This window comes from Occallatibacter sp., assembly GCF_049802275.1.
Lineage (GTDB): Bacteria > Acidobacteriota > Terriglobia > Terriglobales > Acidobacteriaceae > Telmatobacter.
On the sequence record NZ_JBARMD010000527.1, the window covers coordinates 1 to 22,412 of the forward strand.

General features: G+C 53.1%; 19 protein-coding genes. 10 read left to right on the forward strand and 9 right to left on the reverse strand.

What is annotated here, in order from left to right:
• The 3 genes from WA354_RS18260 to WA354_RS18270 all read left to right on the forward strand — a co-directional run.
• Positions 1-1,060 (forward strand): amidohydrolase family protein (locus WA354_RS18260; RefSeq protein WP_472814450.1); only part of this gene is annotated, 1,060 nt, incomplete at its 5' end.
• 138 nt (positions 1,061-1,198) lie between these two features.
• Positions 1,199-1,975: an LPXTG cell wall anchor domain-containing protein gene (locus WA354_RS18265; RefSeq protein ID WP_472814451.1), complete on the forward strand. Its 777-nt coding sequence runs from the start codon at positions 1,199-1,201 to the stop codon at positions 1,973-1,975.
• A 127-nt stretch (positions 1,976-2,102) separates the two neighbouring features.
• Positions 2,103-3,110, forward strand: a complete 1,008-nt coding sequence (locus WA354_RS18270) for an AI-2E family transporter (protein ID WP_472814452.1) — start codon at positions 2,103-2,105, stop codon at positions 3,108-3,110.
• Positions 3,111-3,715: 605 nt separating this feature from the next.
• Here WA354_RS18270 and WA354_RS18275 read toward each other — a convergent pair.
• The 5 genes from WA354_RS18275 to WA354_RS18295 form a co-directional block, all read right to left on the reverse strand.
• Positions 3,716-4,243 (reverse strand): hypothetical protein, encoded by a 528-nt coding sequence (locus WA354_RS18275; protein ID WP_472814453.1) that lies wholly within the window; start codon positions 4,241-4,243, stop codon positions 3,716-3,718.
• Between the two features lie 180 nt (positions 4,244-4,423).
• Entirely contained in the window at positions 4,424-4,918 is a 495-nt protein-coding gene (locus WA354_RS18280) for a DUF4136 domain-containing protein (RefSeq protein ID WP_472814454.1), read from the reverse strand.
• A 357-nt stretch (positions 4,919-5,275) separates the two neighbouring features.
• Positions 5,276-5,776, reverse strand: coding sequence for a DUF4136 domain-containing protein (locus WA354_RS18285; RefSeq protein WP_472814455.1), 501 nt, complete (start codon positions 5,774-5,776; stop codon positions 5,276-5,278).
• A gap of 42 nt (positions 5,777-5,818) precedes the next feature.
• The gene (locus WA354_RS18290; RefSeq protein WP_472814456.1) at positions 5,819-6,631 is read right to left on the reverse strand and encodes a bestrophin-like domain; all 813 of its coding nucleotides are present in this window, start codon (positions 6,629-6,631) and stop codon (positions 5,819-5,821) included.
• 141 nt (positions 6,632-6,772) lie between these two features.
• Positions 6,773-7,183: a response regulator gene (locus WA354_RS18295; RefSeq protein ID WP_472814457.1), complete on the reverse strand. Its 411-nt coding sequence runs from the start codon at positions 7,181-7,183 to the stop codon at positions 6,773-6,775.
• 283 nt (positions 7,184-7,466) lie between these two features.
• Between WA354_RS18295 and WA354_RS18300 the strand changes: the two genes are divergently transcribed.
• From WA354_RS18300 to WA354_RS18310, 3 genes are all read left to right on the forward strand, one after another.
• Positions 7,467-7,646, forward strand: coding sequence for a DUF2950 family protein (locus WA354_RS18300; protein ID WP_472814458.1), 180 nt, complete (start codon positions 7,467-7,469; stop codon positions 7,644-7,646).
• A 126-nt stretch (positions 7,647-7,772) separates the two neighbouring features.
• Positions 7,773-8,333, forward strand: a complete 561-nt coding sequence (locus WA354_RS18305; protein WP_472814459.1) for an HdeD family acid-resistance protein — start codon at positions 7,773-7,775, stop codon at positions 8,331-8,333.
• Between the two features lie 169 nt (positions 8,334-8,502).
• The gene (locus WA354_RS18310) at positions 8,503-9,186 is read left to right on the forward strand and encodes a response regulator (RefSeq protein WP_472814460.1); all 684 of its coding nucleotides are present in this window, start codon (positions 8,503-8,505) and stop codon (positions 9,184-9,186) included.
• Positions 9,187-9,539: 353 nt separating this feature from the next.
• On the opposite strand, the gene WA354_RS18315 is transcribed toward WA354_RS18310, so the two are convergent.
• A complete protein-coding gene (locus tag WA354_RS18315; protein WP_472814461.1) occupies positions 9,540-10,046 on the reverse strand; it encodes a DUF892 family protein in 507 nt (168 codons plus the stop codon).
• A 1,469-nt stretch (positions 10,047-11,515) separates the two neighbouring features.
• Here WA354_RS18315 and WA354_RS18320 point away from each other — a divergent pair.
• Complete coding sequence (locus WA354_RS18320) at positions 11,516-12,103, forward strand: lipid-binding SYLF domain-containing protein (RefSeq protein WP_472814462.1); 588 nt, start codon at positions 11,516-11,518, stop codon at positions 12,101-12,103.
• Between the two features lie 231 nt (positions 12,104-12,334).
• Complete coding sequence (locus WA354_RS18325) at positions 12,335-12,895, forward strand: chalcone isomerase family protein (protein WP_472814463.1); 561 nt, start codon at positions 12,335-12,337, stop codon at positions 12,893-12,895.
• A 75-nt stretch (positions 12,896-12,970) separates the two neighbouring features.
• Here the strand turns inward: WA354_RS18325 and WA354_RS18330 are convergent, their stop codons facing one another.
• Positions 12,971-14,236 carry a sensor histidine kinase gene (locus WA354_RS18330; protein ID WP_472814464.1) on the reverse strand — a complete coding sequence of 422 codons (1,266 nt, stop codon included), beginning with the start codon at positions 14,234-14,236 and terminating at the stop codon, positions 12,971-12,973.
• A 1,431-nt stretch (positions 14,237-15,667) separates the two neighbouring features.
• Here WA354_RS18330 and WA354_RS18335 point away from each other — a divergent pair.
• Positions 15,668-16,099: a response regulator gene (locus tag WA354_RS18335; protein ID WP_472814465.1), complete on the forward strand. Its 432-nt coding sequence runs from the start codon at positions 15,668-15,670 to the stop codon at positions 16,097-16,099.
• Between the two features lie 255 nt (positions 16,100-16,354).
• Here WA354_RS18335 and WA354_RS18340 read toward each other — a convergent pair whose 3' ends face one another.
• Together WA354_RS18340 and WA354_RS18345 are read right to left on the reverse strand one after the other, a co-directional pair.
• Positions 16,355-19,387 (reverse strand): serine/threonine-protein kinase, encoded by a 3,033-nt coding sequence (locus tag WA354_RS18340; RefSeq protein ID WP_472814466.1) that lies wholly within the window; start codon positions 19,385-19,387, stop codon positions 16,355-16,357.
• A gap of 37 nt (positions 19,388-19,424) precedes the next feature.
• The gene (locus WA354_RS18345) at positions 19,425-20,006 is read right to left on the reverse strand and encodes a sigma-70 family RNA polymerase sigma factor (RefSeq protein WP_472814467.1); all 582 of its coding nucleotides are present in this window, start codon (positions 20,004-20,006) and stop codon (positions 19,425-19,427) included.
• Positions 20,007-20,354: 348 nt separating this feature from the next.
• On the opposite strand from WA354_RS18345, the gene WA354_RS18350 reads away from it, so the two are divergent.
• Entirely contained in the window at positions 20,355-21,005 is a 651-nt protein-coding gene (locus WA354_RS18350; protein WP_472814468.1) for a response regulator, read from the forward strand.
• The last annotated feature ends 1,407 nt before the right edge of the window (positions 21,006-22,412 follow it).

Genomic DNA, 22,412 nt, shown 5'->3' on the forward strand with positions numbered 1-22,412 from the left:
CCACAAGGTAACTCTGTTTATGGTGTTATTGTTGCTTCTCACTGGCAAACCTCTATTGCCACAGACCGCTGCCAACCAATATGTGGTCAACGATTCTCACTTCCATCTGACGAATTACATTCAGCAGGGCACCGACATTCATGCCTTTCTGGATATCATGGGGACTAAGGTCGGGCGAGTAGCACTGTTCGGAATCCCGCTGCAGCAGGAGTGGTCCTACGAGAATTCGGGGGACTTTGCTCCGACTTATTACTTACAGACAGACGCTCCTCTTTACTACTACTCCTTCACAGATGCATACATTGCTATGGCGTATCGCTCACTTACGCCCGAGCAACAAGCTCGTTTCGATCCAATGATTACCGGATTCAATCCTGCCGACATGTATGGTGTTGATCATATTAAACGCGTTCTGCAAACGTTCCCAGGCGTCTTTTCAGGCATCGGCGAATTCAGCATTCACAAGGAGTTCGTTTCTGCGAAGGTCGCAGGAGAGACGGCGAGTTTGACGAATCCGGCTTTGGACCGCATTCTCGATTTCGCCGGGGAAGCTGGTCTGGTCGTCATCATCCATAACGATATGGATGTTCCATTTGCAAAAGAAGGCGCCGAGCCTGTTTATTTTGCTCAAATGAAAGCATTGTTAAAGCGTCATCCAAATACTGTGATCATCTGGGCGCACTGCGGAGTTGGGCGAGTCGTCCGGCCGGTTAAAAAGCATGTGGCTATACTCGAATCAATCCTTAGCGATCCGGCGATGAAGAATGTGTATTTCGATATCTCCTGGGACGAAGTTGCCAAGTACATTGTCTCCAGTCCGGAGACGGTTCAAACCACAGCCGATCTGATCAATCGGTATCCCGATCGCTTCCTTTTCGGCACCGATGAGGTTGCGCCCGCCACGCAGGATAAGTATTTGAAGGTTTACTACCAATACGATCCTTTGTGGAAGGCTCTGACTCCAGAGGCTGGCAACATGGTGCGCAAGGGTAATTACGAGCGGATTTTTGATAACGGAAAGCAAAAGGTTCGAACTTGGGAAGCGGCTCACGTCAAATAGAGACCACTTAAATGGTCGATTCGGTAAGTGATGCAACGCAGCGCTTTCAGAGTACCGTGCCGGCCGGCTTCTCGGTTCATGAAATCAAACTACAACACTTCCGCTGGCTTGGGAAGAATCAGTAAGGAGAAAGTCGCAATGAAAGCTACACGTACAACTCTACACAGTTTGCTGGCTTTGGCGGCAGGTATGCTTTTCCTCGCCTCCTCTGCGGTCGTGAACGCGCAGGTACAAACGACCAAGGACGCAACAACCACGGGATCGACGAGGCAGATCAAGGTTGAAAAAGGAACTGTAGTTATGGTTTCCGGCAATGACCTCTGGGCCAAGGACGAGAGCGGTCAGATTCGGCATTTTCCGAATGTTCCGGAGAGTGTTCGTGTCACGGTGAATGGTCAGCAACTTGGTATCCACGACCTGAAGCCTGGAATGGTGGTCGAGCGCACTACCATTACAACGACGACAGACAAGCTCATCACAACGGTGCAGACAGTCACTGGCAAGGTCTGGCACGTCAATCCGCCGTTGAGCGTAATCCTGACGATGGATGACGGCACGAACCAGCAATTCAAGATTCCCAAAGGTCAGAAGTTTAATGTCAATGGGCAAATGACGGATGCCTTTGGTCTGAAAAAGGGCATGAAGATATCTGCAACCAAGATCGTTGAAGTCCCGGAAACTCACGTTACGCAGCAGAAAATCCTGGCTGGACAAATGCCTCCGCCTCCGCCTCCCGCACCGGACCAGCCGATCCTGATTGCCGTCCTGGTTCCGGTTCCCGCTCCTGCTGCGGCTCCGGCCGAGGCACCTGCTCCTAGTCTTCCCAAGACCGGCAGTTCGCTGCCTTTGATTGGTCTTATCGGTCTGTTGTTAATCGGCGCCTCGTTCGGTATGCGCTCCTTCCGCCGGTCATAGTACCTCTCGTTTCTTTCCGAGTGGGGCTCGCTTCTCAATTTATGGAGGAGTCCCACTGGAAAGAAATTCCCGCGACTTCTCCAGAGTGGAAGTGCAGAAATGCGAGGTTGAAAGCTGGATTCTGACCATGAAAAACAACTCCCACATGTCGATCCTGCGTTCTCTTGAAGGCGCCGCGTGCATAGTAGTCATTTTGTGGGGCATTAAAGCCTCATCTACGGTTCTGGGCCCCCTGCTTCTGGGCCTCATACTTGCCTATGCCGTGACCCCTTTTCCGACATGGCTCATGCATCGGTTCATACTTTCGAAACGCCGTGCTACAGCCGTGACAGCCATTGCGCTAGCTGCCGTGGGTCTATTGGCCTTGTTCACACTGGAAGCAGGTATCGTGCGGCTGGCCGCAAGAATGCCGCTTTACGAGCAACATCTGGGTGGTCTCTACGACCAAATCGCGGCATTAGTTAGTCGTTTTGGAGTAGCCGACCCCGCAACTCTATCCTTACAGAAGCTGCTTACACCTGAACGACTCGGCGAAATGGTGATCTCCATCGTCCCGCAGGCGGGTGCAATCGCCTCCGAGTCGCTACTGATCTGCCTATTGGCGTCTCTCTTCCTCATGGAGATGGTGGAGGATGGAGGAGTTAAGCCGAGCCTGATGGCAACAACCCTGCTAAAGCGGGGGGCGTACGCTCGAAGCTACGTGGCTGTCACTGCTAAATCCGCAGCCATAAATGCCGTGCTCAATCTTGGGTTCCTGCTTGCCCTGGGAGTAGATACTCCGTTTTTGTGGTGCTTCGTTTATTTCTTTCTGGCCTTTATTCCTTTCCTGGGGCCTTCGATTGCGATGCTCCCTCCCATTTTCCTTGCGTTACTAATGCTTGGCTGGAAAAGAGCTTTGCTCGTGGCCTGCTCCCTGATCGTCACCCAACTGATCGTAGGAAATGTCGTCATGCCGATCCTCGCGAAAAAATCCATGAGCATCTCCTTTCTGGAGATCACGTTGTCATTGATTGCCTGGTCGTTCCTGCTCGGGATTCCAGGCGCGATTGCCGCCGTCCCCTTGACTCTGGCTTTGAAGGAACTTATAGCGAAGAGCCGGGCACAAAGTCAGCTCGCCGAACAAACATCAACGTGAGGTTTCGGGCGCATGCTTTCGCGGTTGCCATGCTACGAGTGATCTGGTTCCCTGCAAAACCAAGATCGCACATCGTAATGGATTCGCCTTGGAGTTACGGAAAAGAGCTCACCGCGAAGGATGCGGCGTTGTCGCTAAACACGACGCAGATGACGACCGCATCTTTTGTGATGAGGCCGTTGTGACGACAGGCTTGCTGCTAGACGCTTCAGCTTCCACTCCAAGGTGCTGGGAGGGGCTAACTGAGGCTCTTGATGGCAAAGATGACCCGTCTCTCCGGAATGGCGATACCCGAAAAATGACCAGGTGGGAGTTTTTGCCGCATTGCCCGCACATGCCAGTATATGAAATTGTCGCCAGATCTTCTGCCATCGCAATCGCTGAACCCAGGTAGAAGGCAATGGGCGACAGAACCATGCGCCCTCGCCAAGGCGAAGGGAATCGAGCTTCGCCCCGGCGGCCTTCAGCACCAGACGGACCGGGGCGCCGGCTGTGCGGTGGCTCTCATCGGACATGCACAGCGCGCGGATTTATTGTCCCGCAATGCTTTGCCTATCGCCGTGCGATCAGTTCGTTAACCCGCCTGCAAAGCGTCTGAGGCGAGCTCAGTTGGAGCTTTCGACCATAGGAATGTTCCCCGCCAGCTGAAGGCTGATCAAAAGGTCGAGGCGTCGGTCGATCTGGTACCACAACGCGGTTTTCTTGGCCGAAATGGCGTTCTCGAATAGAGGCACGTATTTCGAGCGGGCAGCGGTGAGCTGCTCGTCGATAGCTGCTGCCCTCTGGATGAACAGATTGGCCTGTTCATCGGTCATCGTGTCATAGTTCGCCGCATAATCCTTAATGAGCGCTACGCGGGCATCGCCTATGGTAGCAACTTCGGCTGCATACTGGTCATAAATAGGCCAGAACTTAGTGGCTTCCTCCGCGGTCAAGTTCATGTTCTCGGCAGTTACCGATTTCCTCGATGATTGAACATCTGCTCGCATCATCTTGATGTCCTGGTCCAAGCTTGCCGTGGACGATGCGTGCGCGCCTTGCGCAGTTTGTGCTGCTTGGGCAAGTATCGGTTCGCCGGCAAGCGCGATGGCGCCGAGCAAAGTGAAAGTTACCAGTGTTTTCTGTTTCGACATTTCGGTTTTCCTATTCCGGTGTTGGTTGTCGTCTGTGCGTTATGCGGCGTCCCCTGACAACGGGCGTCGCGACGAAAGTCTTAGATCGCATGTCTGTTCACGTCCAAGAACGATTTCAGGGCCCTCAACATCTGCGCCAAGCGCTGAATATCTCGTTGACTGAGTCCAAAACTGATCCGTTCATTTGCCAGTTGGCGGCGGGTACTTCTTGAACATCTTCGAAATTTTCTTTTGAATCAGTGGGACATCTTTGTCGGGATTGTCGGTGACAATGTCTCCTTCGACGCTCCACCAGACTGCCTTTTTCAATTGCGAATCCGCGAGCTCTACGATGAAGGTGCCCTGTTTAACCATTGAAGAGCCCTGAATCGAATACACAAGCTTGTTTCCAGAGCTGAAGGATACAAAGAGGTTCGGATTCGCGTCCGCCTCCACCTTCTGCAATCCCTTTCCTTGCAGAGCAGTGTCAATCATGTCTTGAACGGTATGTTCCAGGCTGGGTGTAGCTAGATGAGAAGTTCTCCACGCATAGGTCTTGTACTTGGAAAAGTCAGTTCCTCGCACCCAGTCCACTTTGACGTCAGAGTTTACATACGGCACGGCCTCCTGGGCGATTGATACCAAAGGAATCAGGCTTAGAATGCCGACAGTTAGGAGTTGGAAACCAATCCTCATGAGATCCTCCATTCCTGCGTCAGTTCATTGTTACTGTGCAGAATCAATGAAAAGTTACTGTACTTATCGCGCAGCAGCTACTAGGGATTCCCCTAGTGTGAATAACAGAGAAGCCTCCGAGATCTCTCATCCCTAGCTCTCTTGGAATTCGCAGTCAAGGCCCGCAGTCGCTCGTAGCAGGCAGCACAGAGGTGAGAAGCGGAAGAGTGCACAAACAGAGATCCTCGTGCGCCCCAACCACCATTTGCATTAATGACGGAGCCTGCCGCTAAGGGAAAGCGTGAAATCCTATGTCGGCTGCACTAGGCATTTCATCCCGGAGTTTCGGACTGGTCGTCAGATCCGTTCGTCAAACATTTATTTGTCTGCTGGCGGAGGATACTTTTCAAACATTTTCGAAACTTTCTTTTGAAGCAGATGGAGAGCCTTGGTTGGGTTGTCAGAAAATATGTCCTCCGCAGTGCCCCACCAGATGGCTTTTTCCAGTTTCGGATCCATAAGCTCTACTATGAGAGTGCCTTTCTTCACGGGGCTTCCGTTGCTATCCAGCGTATAGATCTGCCTGCTTCCACCTTTCAAAACGACGATCAGGCTAGGGCTTGCGTCCATTCCGACTTTCTGCAACCCCTTCGCTTGTAGAGTGGCGTCCACTACACCTTCGGCAGTTTGTTGCTGGTCCGGAGTCACCTTAGACAAGGTCTTCAGTGTATAGGTGTGGTATTTGGAAAAATCCGTTCCCTGCACCCAGTCGACCTTAACCGAAGACTTCGGGTACAGTTCAACGTCGTCCTGGGGCAGGGATGCCAAGGGCGTCAGGTACAGAATGGCTATTGCAAGAAGTTGGCCGCTGATTTTCATGGTTCATCGATCCTGTCTATGTTCTGTCACGATCATGGAGATTCAAGGGAACGTTACCGTGCTTATCGCGCCAGGGTCTACTGGGGAATTCCCTAGTGGGTGTGCATGCAGGCTCTGAGAGAGTCTAAGAAGGTTCTCTGGTCGCATGCGAATCATGCCTCCACGCGGACTATCAATATCGGCTATTAGAAAGAAAGAAAGGGATACGGCCAGCGGTAAGACTATTAAGAGCGGGCTCGTTCGATGTGTTCCATGCCCGATCAGCAGGTTGCAGCCGATGGCGATCACTGCTAAGAGTACCCAGGCCTCAATTGGAATACGGTTCCACCAAGCGGCCTGCGTGTACCCTTCGGAGTTCAACACATCGTTCATGCCCCCGACGACCAGGGATGTCAAGATTGTCGGTTGGGCTACAGCACGAGCCTGGACGGCGGACCACAGTTCGTTCTGCAGTTGGGCCGTATCGGTGTCGATTTGCAGAAGTCGTTTCGCATCGCGGGTGGTATAGAACAATACACGCCTATCGAGATAGCTAATCAGTTGATCACGAACTATTTTCGTATCGGCAGCAGGCAGCAAGCCGGCGCGGGCATACTCCGTCCCAATCGCGTTAGCCTCTGCCTCCTCGTAGATCCTGCGTTGTTCGTAACGGCTCATGGCCATCGAAAAGGTGAATCCGATAAGGAGGCCCAGCAGCGACAGAGCGGTGCCTTGGACGATGCCGAAATCTTGTCGGTCGTCTGCGTCGAATGGTCTCAGCTTCTTTTGTCTAAATGCCCCGACATATGCTGAAACTCCCAGCACGGCGAAAGAGGATGCGAAAAGGAGAGATGGAAAATCAACAATAGTTCTCATGTTCCCTCTGTAGACGGAGGCGGCCACTGCCGCTCTCACTAATGATCTGTTTCTCATGTTCCATGCACACCCGAGCGTTTCCCCCTATCTTGAGGTGCCGGAGGGGTGGCGGAGGCGCCAATCGATCACGTGGCGCCGAGTTCACGGACGATCCTTCGACATCGAAAGAGAGGGAGAAATAAACCGTTTTCCTTTCATGGCTGCATTGATAGCGAGAACAAGATCATCCTTCATATGAGCCTTGATAACGTAGCCCAATGCCCCCTCATCGAGGCAAGCTCGAATGAATTCGTTTTCGTCGTGAATAGTCAGAAACACAATCCGAGCAGCTGACCGAGACTTCCGAAGCAGGCGCGCAGCCTCTATTCCGCCCAAAATGGGCATAGTGATGTCGGAAATAATGACATCCGGATTGAGCACCTCTGCTTTGGAAATCAGATCCTGTCCATCCTGTGCGGTACCGACGACGTCGAAAGATGAAGCCAGCATTCTCGCTGTCGCTTCCCGGAGGGGCCCATGATCGTCAGCTATCAAAACGCGCGCACGATTCACGAGTCATCTCCCCTCGCGTGCTCTTTGAGAATGAGCTTGCGCTTTGGGCGGCAACAACTAGGGATATCCCTAGCGTAGTTGTCCGGGGCCGATCGGGAACCAAAGAATTCGCAGTTGATCACTGGAGCAACAACTGGCAACGCTCTTTGCAGGTAAGAAACTTCACACTTAGGGATTTCCCTAGTTGTGGGGTACGTCGAGCCAAAACTACGATCGTCTCGGAATCAGGCTTAAGCGCAGCTGTCAGCTCGATCGGCCGTCCGTGAATTCAGATAATTCTCGGATGGCGGCGATTGAGGTGTGCGTCATTCAAGGGTCATGTCGAGAAGTTCCAGGAGGCATCGTCAGCTACAACGGAATCGTCTACCAGAACGATCTCGGACCGGATACCGCACAAATCGCTGAAGTTATGGAACGCTACAACCCAGATAAGACCTGGCAACGCACTGACGATAGCTGGTGACCTAAGCGGACGAGGCCTTCGTTCGAGCCTTCCTCGAAAATATGAAAGGCTTGAGCCGCGAAGAACAGTGGTGTCTTGGAAACGGCGAATCACGCCACAAAAACTAAACAAGTCAGGGAGGAAAGTATGACATCTGTACTGGGCAGTAAATTGAAAAGCGTATCTCGAATCTCGCTGGTGCTGTCGATCCTGTTGATCATTTTCGGAATCCTCACGATTACCTTGCCGCTGGCGACGTCAATAGGAATCGTCCTGATTGTCGGATGGTTGGTCATTTTCAACGGGTTTACTCAACTCGTTCATGCCTTCCAGTCGAAGGGCATCGGAAACATCGTCTGGAAGATCCTTGTCGCTCTTCTGTACCTTGTGGCTGGAGCCTATCTGGTCGCTCATCCAGGTCTGGGCCTTGCCGGTTTCACCCTAGCTCTGGCGTTCTTCTTATGCGCAGAAGGGGTGACGGATGTGGTCGCTTATTTCTCAACGCGCAAAGATGCCGGCAACTCGCCGTGGATCCTGGTGGATGGAATCATCACCCTGATTCTGGGAATGATGATATGGAAACAGTGGCCGGTGAATTCGCTGTGGGTCATTGGCACACTGGTTGGCATCAGTATGGTGATGACCGGCACCACCCGTCTCATGATGAGCTTGGCAACTCGTAAGTTGGCTAATAATCTGACAAGTTAATCCGAGTGACCATAGCTCAGATTATCGGAATCAGCTTAGAATCTCCGGGGCGTGACAAAATGGGAATCGCACCCTCAAATCGCAGGGCATGTGACGCGGGTCACACCTTGGACCTTTGTTACATGCTTAAATATCGACACTCCGCAAGGCGCGGCACAGGAGTGTCGATATGAGACAATGGTGCGAAAAGTCCCCTCTTTCCGTTCTGATCGCTGATGATCACACTATTTTCTTGGAAGCGCTTCGATCTCTTCTCGAGAAGACCCATGTGGTAATCGGAACGGTCACGGACGGACGCTCCTTAGTCACCGAAGCGGTCAGACTGAAGCCCGACGTGATCATCGTGGACATCGGTATGCCGCTTTTGAATGGGCTGGACGCTGCCTGTCGAATCCGTGAGCTACTCCCTAAGATCCCTCTGGTCTTTCTGACGATGCAGGACGACGCTAACCTGGCAGCCGCAGTGCTGGAGATGGGAAACGTTGGCTTCGTTCTCAAGCAAGCCGCCGCTAAAGAGTTGCTAACGGCCATCGACGCGGCATGTCGCGGAAAATCCTTCGTGTCTCCGAAGGTCCGGACGGATGATTGGGTGGAGCAGCGATCGCGGGTCGCGCAATTCTCAAAAGTACTGACGCCCCGTCAGTGCGACGTGGTACAGCTCTCTGCGGAAGGCTACTCGATGAAAGAGATAGCGGCACGCTTGAATCTGAGTATAAAAACGATTGAATTTCATAAGAAGCACATCATGAACGCGTTCAACCTGAAGACAAATGCGGATCTTTTCTTGTTAGCTATCAAGGAGCGGCTGATCTCGGTTGGCGGAGTCAATCGTGCTCCAGAAGCAGACCACTAGGTCGCGCAGCCATTCTGTTTCTTTCTACATTAGGCAATTGATGCGGAGGTACCTGCAAGTGGGCAACGATTTCTCTTGCCATCCCAAGGGATTAGATCTCTATGTGTCCAAGCGTGCGCGCTCTTCCATTGCAATGCTGTTCGGCCATTATTGACAGTTTACGCTCACTTCCAGGGGCTCGCACGCTTCCCCCTAACGAAGAAATGGCCGGCACCTGATCAGGCTACCGGCCACGAATGGAATGCCACAAAGTTGTTGCTATATCGCCTTGAGGGCTGGAAATCGTTGTCCAGGTCAGAATGCTTGTTTTCATTCCATCGTGAAACACTCAATGTCCTGCGCTCAATACTTGATTACGCGGTTAGGACGCCTTCGGCCACTTTGTGCACCACGAATTTCCTGAGAAGACGTCTATTTCTTTCGACAAACGCCAGCTTGTCTGCCAGGCAGCTCTCGAGCAGAACGCCAACGGAATAGTGTCCGGTCAGCTCAGCCGCTGCTTCCAACGCTACGTACTCTGCGATCCGGAGGTGATTCAGATGGTTAGCCTTGATCAGCAGGAAGATTGCCTTTGCAGCCGGATTCTGAATTTCCGCGATTTCCTTGCGGAAGTCGTCAACAAACACCTCTTGGAGATGTCCACTGAGATTCACCGGTTTCTCGCCAATCAGTTCGAAGCACCGATCGATCGCGCCTAAGTCCTTTTGAGCGATCCAGGCCCGCGATTCCAGTGCCTCTTTGATCTCCGTATCCTGGGCTACCTGACTGATTTCCTGATAGACCTTGGCCGACCGCTCGGTATTCTGCCGCGCGTGGCTAAGAAGCATCACGAATAGTTCATGTGGAGTTCTTGCTAACATGATCGTTCTCCTTTGCGTGTTTGCACTTCTAAAGTGCAATTGCTTGAGTATTTTCCGAGAATTGAAAATTGGATGGTTTCAATTGGCAATGCCCTTGCTGCAATCGGCTCGGCCCGATTCGCTAGAAGGGCTAACTGCGAAGCAGACAGTAGTCTTCTCATTTGTGTTTGTCAATTACAAAGAGCGACAGGTTATAGATTATTTATAAGTCAACGGTTGATCGCCTCGTGACAGCAGAAGATAGTAAATGTAAGTCACTTATGCAATGTGGCCCGAAGTTAAGCTATGTAACTGTCTCGGCATCCGTCGTGCCAACAACGCATGTCCTTGCAACATATTCAGGGCTCCCTAGGGATTTCCCTAGTTGTGCGCACATTCGCCCGGATCTAGGTTGGATCAGAGATTGCTAGTTGTCGCTTAGAGTCAAGAGCTGATGATCAGTTCGGACCACGCGCTGTGTTATTGATCAGACGGCGGAAAGTTGATGAAGAAGAAGCTTGTGGTTCAGACGGAGAAGCCTGCGAAGATGTAAACCCGAATCGCCGTAACAGGCCTGCATGGCTTGTTACGGCGGGAGACGAGTGGGCATGCTTTCGAAAAGCACTGTTGAATGGGGGTTACGGCCTCAATTTGAGTCCAGCCTTTTCAATCTCGAAAGGACTGGTCGAATCGTAAATGCTGTATAGGACAAAGCGTTCATGAGAGTGCCTATGGTTGCTATGGTGCCGGCGTCCGTGCAACGCCGGAAGACCGCGGAGCAATCAACATGCCTTGGCTTGCAATTCGCGATCGAAGAAAGGCCTCATATAACTCCATGGCCGCGGACGATTTTAAGGAACTGTTCGCTACAAGCCTTCCAGGGCTCTTTCGGGTCGCCTTGCTGATCACAGGAAGTTATGTGCTGGCTGAGGCAAGTCTCATGGCGGCCTTGGACGAGTGCATGATGACCGGCTCAGTGTCTCGGCAGTGGGCACAGTCGTTGGCGCGCCGCGTGGTAATACGAAATGCGATTCGTACACGCAAAGACGCTGTTCGCGAGATACTCAGCGTTGGTGAGAAATCGTTGACGCAGAACGTCGATTCGCGATCGTTGAACGATATTCCCGTCGAATTCTCCAGCCTTACGAGAATTATTGCTCTCGGCGATCTGGAGCGCGCTGCTTTCGTATTGCGAATGCTCGAGCGGCTTCCTCTTCGAGATTGCGCTTTGCTGCTGGGTAGGTCGGATTGGGAAGTGCGTGAAGCAGCCATTCGAGCGATGAGGCAACTGGCGGATTTAAGCAATCAGTCACGACAACTGTACATGTGCGATCCAGCCCCAATAGCAATGCCATCGTGGACTACAAAGGGAGATCCCAGTGATTTGCGTGGCTTACCCGTTCATTAGTCGTATGCCGGCCACCGCGGCCCTCATCGGCCTAAATATTATGAGATATTGCCCGACGGGACACTTCGAAAGAGGATTTCACATGAAAGCAACTTCACTTGCAGAAGCCACGAAACTAAGAGCGATCCTTGTTGCTCTCGTGTGCGCGTCCGCCATGTTCGCGCATGCAACCGACAACTCCAAGGTCAGCGGGCAACAGTATGTTCGCGACCTCGCTGAAGAAACCCTCCAGCGACTCTACAAAGCTCATCCTGCAGCCAGGGCAAGAGTTCAGAATGCCGCGGGATACGCAGTATTCAATAACACGGGAGTCAAGATTCTAGTGGCCGGCTCTGGGACGGGAAAGGGCATCGCCATCAACAGCAGGACCAAAAAAGAGACTTTCATGAAGATGGTCGAGGTACAGGCAGGACTCGGCCTGGGCGTGAAGAAGTTCAGCATTATCTTCGTCTTTGACAACGAAAAAGTCTTGAGCGACTTCGTCAACTCAGGTTGGGAACTTGGCGGACAAGCCAATGCATCGGCAAAGACCTCGACCAAGGGTGGCGATTTATCGGGAGCCGCTTCTGTCTCGGACGGCATATGGATGTATCAGATGACGGACAAGGGCCTCTCCGCGGAAATCACAGCCAAGGGCACCAAATATTACAAGGATTCCAGCTTGAATTGAAGCGAAAGTGCAATGACGAACGTCTGGAGGAACCTGTGGCGCATTCACGCGTAGCCAATGGTGCGCTCCCACTTCCGCTTCCTTGGCGTTCTTCAGACTTGTGTTTAGCTGCTTACCCTCTTTGTGCAACTTGTGGTGCCCGATCCGCCTGTACGGCAATCGGCAGATTTGACAGTATGAATTGAAGGGCTACCGTCTTACCATCGGATCGTTATTCTCGAAGGAGCTTTCATGCGGCAAATAGCTATGTCAATCGCCGTTGTCGCGTTCGTGCTGACAACATTCAATCTACGCGCCGCCAGTTTGGCGGGAGTGAATCTACCGGACACCGGAAAGGCCGGTGGCACAACGTTGGTGCTCAATGGCATGGGATTGCGAACCAAGTTCTCGGTGAAGGTCTACGTCGGGGGACTCTACCTTCAGCAGAAGTCATCGGACTCCAGCGCCATTATCAAGGCCGACGCCCCCAAGCGGATCATCATGCAGTTCTTGCACGGCGCGAGCAAGCAACAGATGACGGATGCATTCGACGATGGATTCAAGGACAATTCGCCGGATGCCGAGAAGACGATGAAGGCGGACCTCGACCGTTTTCTCGCCGTAGTGGAAGCCATGAAGAATGGTGACCAGATGGTTATCACATATGTCCCGGGCACGGGGACGACCCTCGACATCGACGGCACAGAGAAAGTTACTATCGCCGGTTCGGCGTTCGGGCAAGTGCTCTTCTCTGTGTGGCTCGGGCCGAAGCCGCCCACCACGGATCTGAAAAAGGGCATGCTCGGGCAGTAGGGCGCGAGCGGGTCCTAGGTGTGGGCGATGAACAAAACCACCTGAACCAGAAAGCCCATGTGCCAGAATGTTATTTCAACCCTCGTTGATATGGTGAGCCCTGGCCCATTCCTGGCCGTCCTGAGCTTGCATCGGCAAGCGTGCAACGATTTTTGTGCCCATCCCAAGCTCTGATTGAATATCTATTTGCCCACCAACCTGGCGCACGCGCTCCTCCATAATTCGGAGGCCAAGACCTGCATTCGGCCTAAGTTCCTTCCTGTTGAAGCCGATGCCTTGGTCACACACAGACAAGTGAATCGTGCTGTCCTCTAAGTGAAGGTTTACCTGGACTTGCGAACCGCCACTATGCTTTCGCACATTGCGCAGGGCTTCCTGCGTGAGTCGAAAAATGCAAAGCGCTACACTCGGATCTATCGATCGAGGAATACTGTCAAGCCCGCATTCGATCTTAATTCCCAATTGAGCGGCGAACTCTTTGCACAGCGCACTCACCGCTGCGGTAACCCCCAGCTTATCCAGACTGCTTGAATGCAGGCGGCGCGAAAGGGTGTGGAGGTCGGCACCGAGTTCGGCGGCATTGTCGGAAAGCTCCTGTATATGACGGTTTGCTTCCGTAGATGACTCTGGAATCATTTGAGCGGCGGAATCTAAACCGAGACTGAGCATCGCCAGCCTCTGACTGAAGTCATCGTGAAGGTCGGATGCGATCCGGCGGCGCTCGTCCTCCTGAGCATTGATCAGCATGCCGCCGAATTGCTCTGCGGCCTGCATCCGTTCGTGCTGTCGCCGCCTGTAAAGGAGGAACGCGACCAGCAAGCTCAGGCTGACAATAACCAGCAATCCTGTGAGCAGGTGCGGCTTGTATCGATCCCAAATTGTCGGCTCGAGGTACACGAGAGTGCTGCCGGCTGGAAGCCGGCGTTCATCTAGATTCCAGTGTTTCAGTGCTCGCCAGTCAAAGATGTAAATACTATGACCATGTACGACGGGGATGTCTTGTGGCGCCTTTCCTCCCAGGATCTCTACGACATCGCGGCCTGCGATTCTGCCTTGCTCTTCTACGTTGACCGCGAACCCACCGACAACGCCGCGGCCTACATACAGATCAACCACACCAAACACTGGAGCATTGGAGGCTGCTTCGATCATGGGAAGGGCCTCCGCCGAGTTAAGAAACTCCCGCCCTTGTGCATCCTTGAAATAGGTTAGAAACAGAACGATTGAATGGTCCGGAAGCTGCTTCAGTCTTTTCTGGAGTTGATTCATGGAAAGATCTGTCAAGTAGGTGATATCAACCTTGCCTTCGTACGACGCAAGCCTCGCTTTCGCGAGTGCCACGACGCCCTTGTCAAATCTGGACTGCCCGGCTACGACAAAGACATGGCTAGTCGCGGGTAGTAAACGAAGGGCAGCATCCACTGTTTTCGCCGGGTCGAACTGTAACCACGATCCAGTAGATCGGTAATCAGCGACGGGTTGCCCAGGTTGACCTGGAGAACTGCAACAGAAAACGACAGGGACACCGGGGTAAAACGGCTTGGACTTGTCGGTGAGAAAGTGGGCCACATCGGGACCTACAAGCACAATCAAATCCAAATGCTGCCCGAGATATCTCTGGGCAATCAAGGCTCGCTGAACGTTCAGGGAATCGTCCGAGAGATCAGCCGCGTCAAGGTTCTCCCAATAAAACTGGACCTGGAAGCGCCCATCGGAGTGCACAGCCGCGCGGAGCTGATTGGAAATGAGAACTGAGACCGGAGCAGACTGGCCAAACTGGTTGATCACGAGAACTGTTTTTTGGACCTGCGCCTGAGAGGCCGAAGCGAAATTGACTAAGCCAAGCGCCGCCAAAGTAAGCCAGTTCTTCGTGCATCGTTTGAGGAGACCAATTGTCGGCGTGACGCACAACACTGGCGCTATATCCACAACCATATACGCGCCGGTGGTGGATACAAGCTTCTCAATTGTGGCCGTTCTATTCATGCTCCAACGAACACCGGATTCGAGAACAAACGCATTAAAAATGCGGCTCAGCAGCCAATCTGGCCGATAACGAGGCCGAATATGGCTTCCGCTTCGGTAGACATTTCAATTGCCAACAGGGCCGAAAAAACGGAGCTTGGCAGTCAGCGCAGTCTACGAGCTTCCTGGGCGCCCCGAAACTGTCAAATCAGACAGTGTATTCCGAAAATCTTCTGCGGGGTGCGGGGTGCGGGGTGCGGAGTTCCTCCCGAATAACGGCCAAACGAATCCAAGCCCCTTTGTGGGTGGAATGCCGTTGAGTGCCTGCGCGCTGCGCGGAGCACCCTGTAGTAAACAACTGATGGCGCGTTACTCAGCGAGTGACTTCTCACCTGCCCCATCGGCCAAAGGGAAGCCGAGAGAATCGTGCCTTCATTTCTTAGATTTTTAACAGTAAAAGGGTTTCAGGACCTAGTCAGGAAAGCTAATTCGGGACCTGGGGCACCGCATCCTGATAAAAGAGGGATGTGAAGTGCGGCTGCGAAAATCCTCCTCATTGGCGGGTTGCTGTTCTCCCCGACTGGTGGCTTGATTGCCAGTGAGAGATCAGTTACCTGCTCTGCAGACACCTGCTCTGCAGCAACGACTACCATCCAGGAATCATGCGAGTATCGAACCATAATGCACGCCTGTATCGGCCATCACAATATCCTTTTAGCCATAGAGAATAGTAATTTAGTTGAGTTCTCTCACATTGAATGTCCCACGGGCCACAGTGCGTTTCTGAACCAGGAGTGCGAAAAGCCAGTGGCGGCAGCGTCTTCGATTCGCGTAATGGTTGTGGAAGACTTTCAGCCATTCCGCCGGTTTGTCACTTCAAAACTGGAACAAAGGCCCGAATTGCAGGTCGTTTGTGAAGTGTCCGATGGACTCCAAGCGGTTGAGAAGGCTGAAGAACTGAAGCCAGACCTGGTCCTGCTCGACATCGGCCTGCCAACGATAACTGGCATCGAAGCTGCCCAGCGAATTCTCGGATTTGCGCCGGGATCAAAGATCATCTTCGCGACCCAAGAGACTTCTCCTGAATTCGTTGAAGAGGCTATGAGGTTGGGAGCTTGGGGTTACGTCTTTAAGAAGTATGCCAAGCGTGACCTGCTGCTCGCTATCGACGCCGTCCTGTCAGGCGAACGCTTCGTAAGCAGCAATGGAGTACACAGAGGCCTTTCGGATACATTGTAGAATTCCTTTGTCGTTGCGACTTTCGCGAACTCCGCTAGATTCGAAAGGTACCCTGGCTGTTCCGGGAGCCAGTCCGTCATGACATTGCAACTGATCTAAACCCAAAGCTAGGCCGTTTTGAAGTGGAAGGATTGCGGCCACCGCGGCTCTCTGAAGAAGAAGAAGGATGCCGGTCTAGGTGCAGCCTGGAAACTTCATGCTCAGTTGCGACGGGAACGTCGGTAAATTCCGTTGATCAACCCCAGTCGAATTTCGCTATCGCAAATTTGCGGATTCCGCCTTGGCCTGTTTCAAGATCGGTATATCGGGGTCGGCATCTTTCCACATTGCAAGGAAGTCTTGGTAAGCAGTTCTTGCCTTTCTGGAGTCTCCGGTCAATGCGTAAGCGCGGGCGAGACTGAGGTGGGCCAGGGCGGCCAGAGGGTAGCTGTTGACGACGCTCCTGTTGTCTAAGTATTTTTCAAACTCGGCTGCTGCTGCGCTTCCGAGCCCCAGTTGTAAATATGCTTGGCCGCGCAAGTACACGGGATAAAGCGTCGCCCCGAATGCCACTGTTGGGACCGGATTGCCCAATTCATAGGATTTCGTAACGTTAAGAATCTGTACCGCTCTTTCCGGATTTTTGCGTTCGATTTCGACTGCGGCTCGAATCGTCGGAAGCCAGTAGTCGTTGATCAACGTGTTGAGCGGATTTTCCTCCTCCAAATCGTCTGCCATTCTTTGCGCCCGGTCTGAATCGCCGGCCCGGGCGAAGGCGAGCGCCGCCAGCACACGAATGGCAGTAGTCGATGAGCGAGCCAGTGCTGAAGCTGTTTCGCTGCGGACTTGTGCGCTGTTCCCGAATTCCACCTCTCGAAGAACCGCGTTCATTTGGTTCCTGGATGCATCTTCCGCCTCATCGGCCTGCTGCGCCGATTCAACCGCCCGTTGCGAAAAGCCGCGAGCTTTCGCCAGATGCCCTGAAAACGCTTCAAAATCGGCTTGGTGAGAAAGGAGAGGGTCCTCGCTTCCAGGTTTGCCAGCGGCCCAGTCTAGTTGTCGCTCCATCTCCGCAGAATCCCCCTCAAGAAAGGCAACTGCAAAGCGAGAGTCGTGCAAATACCAGGTTTCCGTTTTGCGGGCGAGCGACTGCTGGTACGCTAGCTTGGCTTCTTCCAGGCGATTCGTGAGTGCGTAGAAACCCACAAGATTGCCGCGGGAAATCGTGCTTTCATCAGGGTTGAGCCGAATGCTTTCCGAACTCTCCGCAAGCGCTTTGTCGTAGAGTCCCTGATATTGATAATTGACCGATAGATTATTGTGAGGTACATCATCGCGAGGGTAGGCCTGGGCCCACAGCTCATAGTTCCGGTTGGCTTTCTCCACTTCTCCTGTTACCCACGCAAAGTAGTAAGAGGAGATGGTCAGTTTCTCGCGCTCACTCACGCGCTCGCGCATGCCATACGCGGTCTGGATGCTTTGACTGGCCAATGCGGGCTGCCCCGTATTCAGATAAGAAACCCCCAAACGGGCGAAGGCCATCGCGAAATTGGGGTCGAGTTCGATAGCCCGCTTGAAATGCGGTATGGCGGCGCTATCACCTTGCGCGGACCGCGTCTTAATTCCCAACGAATAGGACTTTAGAGCCTCCAAAGAAGGTGTTGTCGCTTCCTTGATTGGAGTGTCGTATTTATCGATCGTGCTGAGCGATTCGCCGACTTGCTTGCGGAGAGTCGTCGCCAGGCTGTCGAGGGCATCCAGCACGTCTTCTTTCTTCACGACCTGCACTTGTTGCATCGCGATCGAATCGCCGGTCTGGCAATTTGCGGCGTTAAGACCTAGTAAATACTTGCTGCCAATATTTGCAATCGATCCCATCACCGCGAGTTTGCTTCCCGTCCGCTGGCAAACTTCTTGTGCCACTTCCGGCGTCAGACGCTCTTCCAGAGAATGCCCCATGAGCTTGAGGGTGTTGCGCACTCTGCGGTCGGACAGAACGCTGAGAAATGGGGATTGCTGGAAATCAGTGGCCAACGCCTGTTTGAGCGTGTCATCAAAAACTGCGTCGCCCGTGCTGTTGGCAAAGTCGGCGAGAACGATCGTGTCCTTGTCGGTCAGGCGCGTGCTGCGCGAGCGGGAACGATAGTAGAGCCAACCGCCGATCAGAATGGCGATGAGCAACACGAACAGAATCGTTCCCGCGATTCTCAACAGTTTCGCACGCCTGGTAGCAGCGCCTTTTTCCGCAGATACGGTGCCGGAGTGTTCTGCCGCAATGTGCCCGCTCTCGGTGTCCCGCTTCAGCCGTTGAAGGTCGGCGCGTATTTCTGAGGCATGCTGGTAGCGCAGGTCACGGTCCTTCTCCAATGCCTTGTGAACGATCTCTTCAATTTTCGGCGGCAACTGGGGGTTCATCCGTAGTGGAGCAACTGGTGGTTGTTCCAAAATCGCGCTGAAAACGACGCCCGACGTCTCCCCTTGAAACGGTACGGTCCCGGTTGCCATCTCGTAGAGCACTGCGCCGAAAGAGAACAAGTCCGAGCGGCCGTCAAGCTCTCTGCCTCGGACCTGCTCCGGCGACATGTAAGCGATAGTGCCAAGCATCATACCGGGCGTGGTCACTTGCTGTTCATCTATGAAGCCTTGCGCCGTGGGTTGCACCTTCGCCAGCCCGAAATCCAAAATCTTGGCATGGCCGCGGCTGGTCACAAAAATGTTGGCAGGCTTGATGTCGCGATGCACAATCCCCTGGGAATGGGCAGCGTCGAGTGCATCGGCGATCTCAATCGCTAAGCCGATCAGAATGTCTGTCTCGATGGGTTTTCCGGCGATGCGATGCTTCAGCGTCATGCCATCCAAAAACTCCATGGCGATGAACGCCTGTCCATCTGTTTCGCCGATGTCATGAACTGTACAGATATTGGGGTGATTAAGGGAGGAAGCGGCTTGGGCCTCGCGCTGAAAGCGCGCCAGGGTTTGCGGGTCTCTTGCGACTTCACCAGGCAGGAACTTGAGTACGATAAGACGATGCAATCGGGTATCTTCGGCCTTATAAACTACACCCATCCCACCGCTGCCGAGTTTTTCAAGAACGCGATAATGGGAAACCTCATTGTCAATCAGTTTCGATTCACTCTCCGCTGTCTCGCGAGCAACGAGTTTTCCCAAGACTTCAAGCGCGGGCGAATCCATGAAATGCTCTGCTTTTCTCTCGTGTGCCAGCAGCGACTCCACTTCGCGTCGAAGTGTATCGTCGCCTCCACAAGAACGCTCGATGAATTCAGCGCGGAGGCTTTCGTCCAGTCCCAAGGCGCGGTGACAGAGATCTTCGACTTGGCGCCAGCGTTCAGGCTCCACGTTCACCTTCCGCGCTCAATTCCCTCACAAGCCAGATCTTTGCCAATCTCCAGTCCCGCGCTACCGTGTCAACCGAAACTTTCAATACTTCTGCTGTTTCGTCGACGCTCAACCCCCCAAAGAATCTAAGTTCGACAACCTTGCTTTTACGCTCGTCCACTTTACTCAGCTCTTTCAATGCGTCATCCAGCGCCACAAGGTTGGGATCGGTGTCTGCGCAAACAGACGGCGCTTCGTCCAGGGAAATGTGGGGCGCTCCGCCGCCCCTCTTCTGGCTGCTGCGAGCCCGGGCAAAATCAATCAGAATGCGCCGCATCAGCTGCGCTGACACGGCGAAAAAATGCGCCCTATCCTGCCAATTCATTTGGCCATAATCAACAAGCTGCAAATAGACTTCGTTGACCAGTGCGGTTGTCTGCAGGATGTGCCCGGGCTGTTGGCCCGCCATGTGGTAGCGCGCTACTCGACGTAACTGCGCATAGACCAACGGGGTGAGCTTTTCCAGAGCCTGTTCGTCTCCGGTTGTCCATGCCCGGAGCAGTTGGGTGACCTCATGAGAAGGCGCAGCCATTCAAACCTCCTTGGGATCAGCAGCTTACATGTTCCGCAGGCAGAAGCCTAAGCGGCAAGGCACACCCTATAGCGGCAATCCTGATTTCACACGATTATTTCATTCCTGGGTTACGGTTTTGACACACATTTTCCGTTTTATTAGATAAGAGCAATTCATCGCGTGGAGATCAAGAAGAGTAGTTGTTGATCTGCAGAGCGAGTGAATCTCTCTCAATGTGCGATGCCAGATTCGATCAAATTGGCTCGCTCCTGCAGGTTCGCATCACCGTAAGACCTGCAATTGTTGCTTATCCACAATGCAGACGGAGATTCCCTCCGAGCTTGCTGTAGTCAGAGGATTGGTCCAATGATGGAACGGTACCGCCCGAGAATCGTCATCGCTGACAATCACACCTTGATCGCGGAGGGTTGCAAAGGACTCCTGGAAACGGAATTTGAAGTAGTCGCGATCGTCAACAATGGCCCCGCACTCATCAATTCCGTCTGCCGCCTGAATCCAGACGTTGCGATGGTAGACATTTACATGCCCATGCTTAACGGCCTGGACGCGTGCGAGCACATCAAGAGTGTCGCGCCGACTATCAAGGTCGTGATTGTCACCCCGAATGTAGACCGTGCGATTGCAGCCGAGGCGTTTGATCGCGGCGCATTTGGAGTCTTGCCAAAAACGTCTACAGCGGCGGAGTTGCGAATAGCGATCCGAACCGTAATCCACGGAGATCCCTACATGTCACCGCTTATTGCTAGTGACCTCTTCGATCTTCGCATGGAATTCGAAGGTTCGAAGAGACTTCCCGGAATGCTTTCATCCCGCCAAAAACAAGTGGTCCAGCTTCTGGCAGAAGGACGGTCCATGAAAGAAATCGGATTGGATTTGACGCTAACTGCGAGAACGGTGGCCTTTCACAAATACCGTGCTATGGAGATCCTTCACCTCAAGAACAACGCGGAGTTGATGAGGTACGCGGCGAAGGAACACATGGTCGCCTCCAACTAGCACGATTTTTCCATATACGCGCTGAGGAGGCTTAAAGGGAGCGACGCGGAGTGAACCCTCCGGTCTGGATTATCTCGGACTTTGAGAGTTCATCAATGCAAAGGTGACACACCGAACGGGTAGTGCATCTGTTGTTCATTTACTTCGATTTCCATATCAGGAGGATAGCCATGCCATGTACCTTCTGCACATCCGGCGACCAGAGAGAGTTTCCTGCCGAGGTGCATATCCACTTTCCGGGCATTAGTAATGCGGGCGAGCCAGGAGTTTTTGTGTTTCCAAAGCTTCTTCTCTGTCTCAAATGCGGCTTTACTTCGTTTATGACACCGGATTGCGAAGTGGCGCAACTATGCGCTGCTGACACAAACACCACTTCCCTGAGAGGGCGATAACGATTGCCAGTGGCACATCGTGTCTCTTCTTCGGTTTTTTCCTAAGTTTAGGACGGTTGAGTTGTGTGGATCTCCACCACGCCGACGTCGTGCAACTCTTGCCGAGTGCCACTCAATAAAGAAATAGCAGAACGCTTGAACCTGGTTACAAAACGATTGAATTTCACAAACACCACATTATCGCTCCGGCGAAGACCCGGCACAGGCGCAGGAATGAAGAGGGCACAGGTTTGTTTTCTGGATGATTGTCATCTTTGCGTGGCCACCATTGAGAGGGAAAATCGGACGTATTGGTGATGAGGAATAGTGATCGGCTGACGTGTGAAATTGAACTGCTTCACATGTTGCAGGTCTGTTCAGGATAGCAAAGGGAATAAGCAATTACTGCGCTGCTCCACTAGGGAATTCCCTAGTTGTTGCCGATGGCTCCTTCATCTAGAAACAATTCAGAATCTCGGTTCGCTGCGTTGCAACCCCAAAAATCGGGGCTTCACGGCTCGAAGAGATTGCGGAACCGGATCTCCGCGACGGCTCGGTGCCAGTAGAATGCGTTGTCGCCAAAGCGTGGAAGCCATTGGGATCGTCGGTCAGCGCTCCTTCTGGGAGCCGCCTACAGTACTAGCTGCAGGCACCGCGGAGCGCTTCTCGGAAAGCGCGCGGACTGGACGTTCATGTGCTTGATCACGCCGAATAGGAGCCGAAGCCTGCGTAGGAGTCGGTGGACGTGGAGTCGAGATAGATTAATAACCTCTTTTGATGGGGACCTTGGAAGATAGACGCCGGATGAAGACAGGTTGCCTAATGCGAGGATTGGTCGACGGACAAGCCGGTCAGACCACTACCGTGCAGGTTGGTCGGTCAGCTCTATGAGTTCACAAGGAAAGTCGACAGCAGAAGCCGTTGGGAACCTCAACGGACGTCGCGCGCTTTCCTCCGGTTGGCTGAAGGTGCTGCGGCCAATTGGAATTTCAGCCATATGGTTTGTCTTGGCAGTGTTCATTTTGTGGGCCACAAC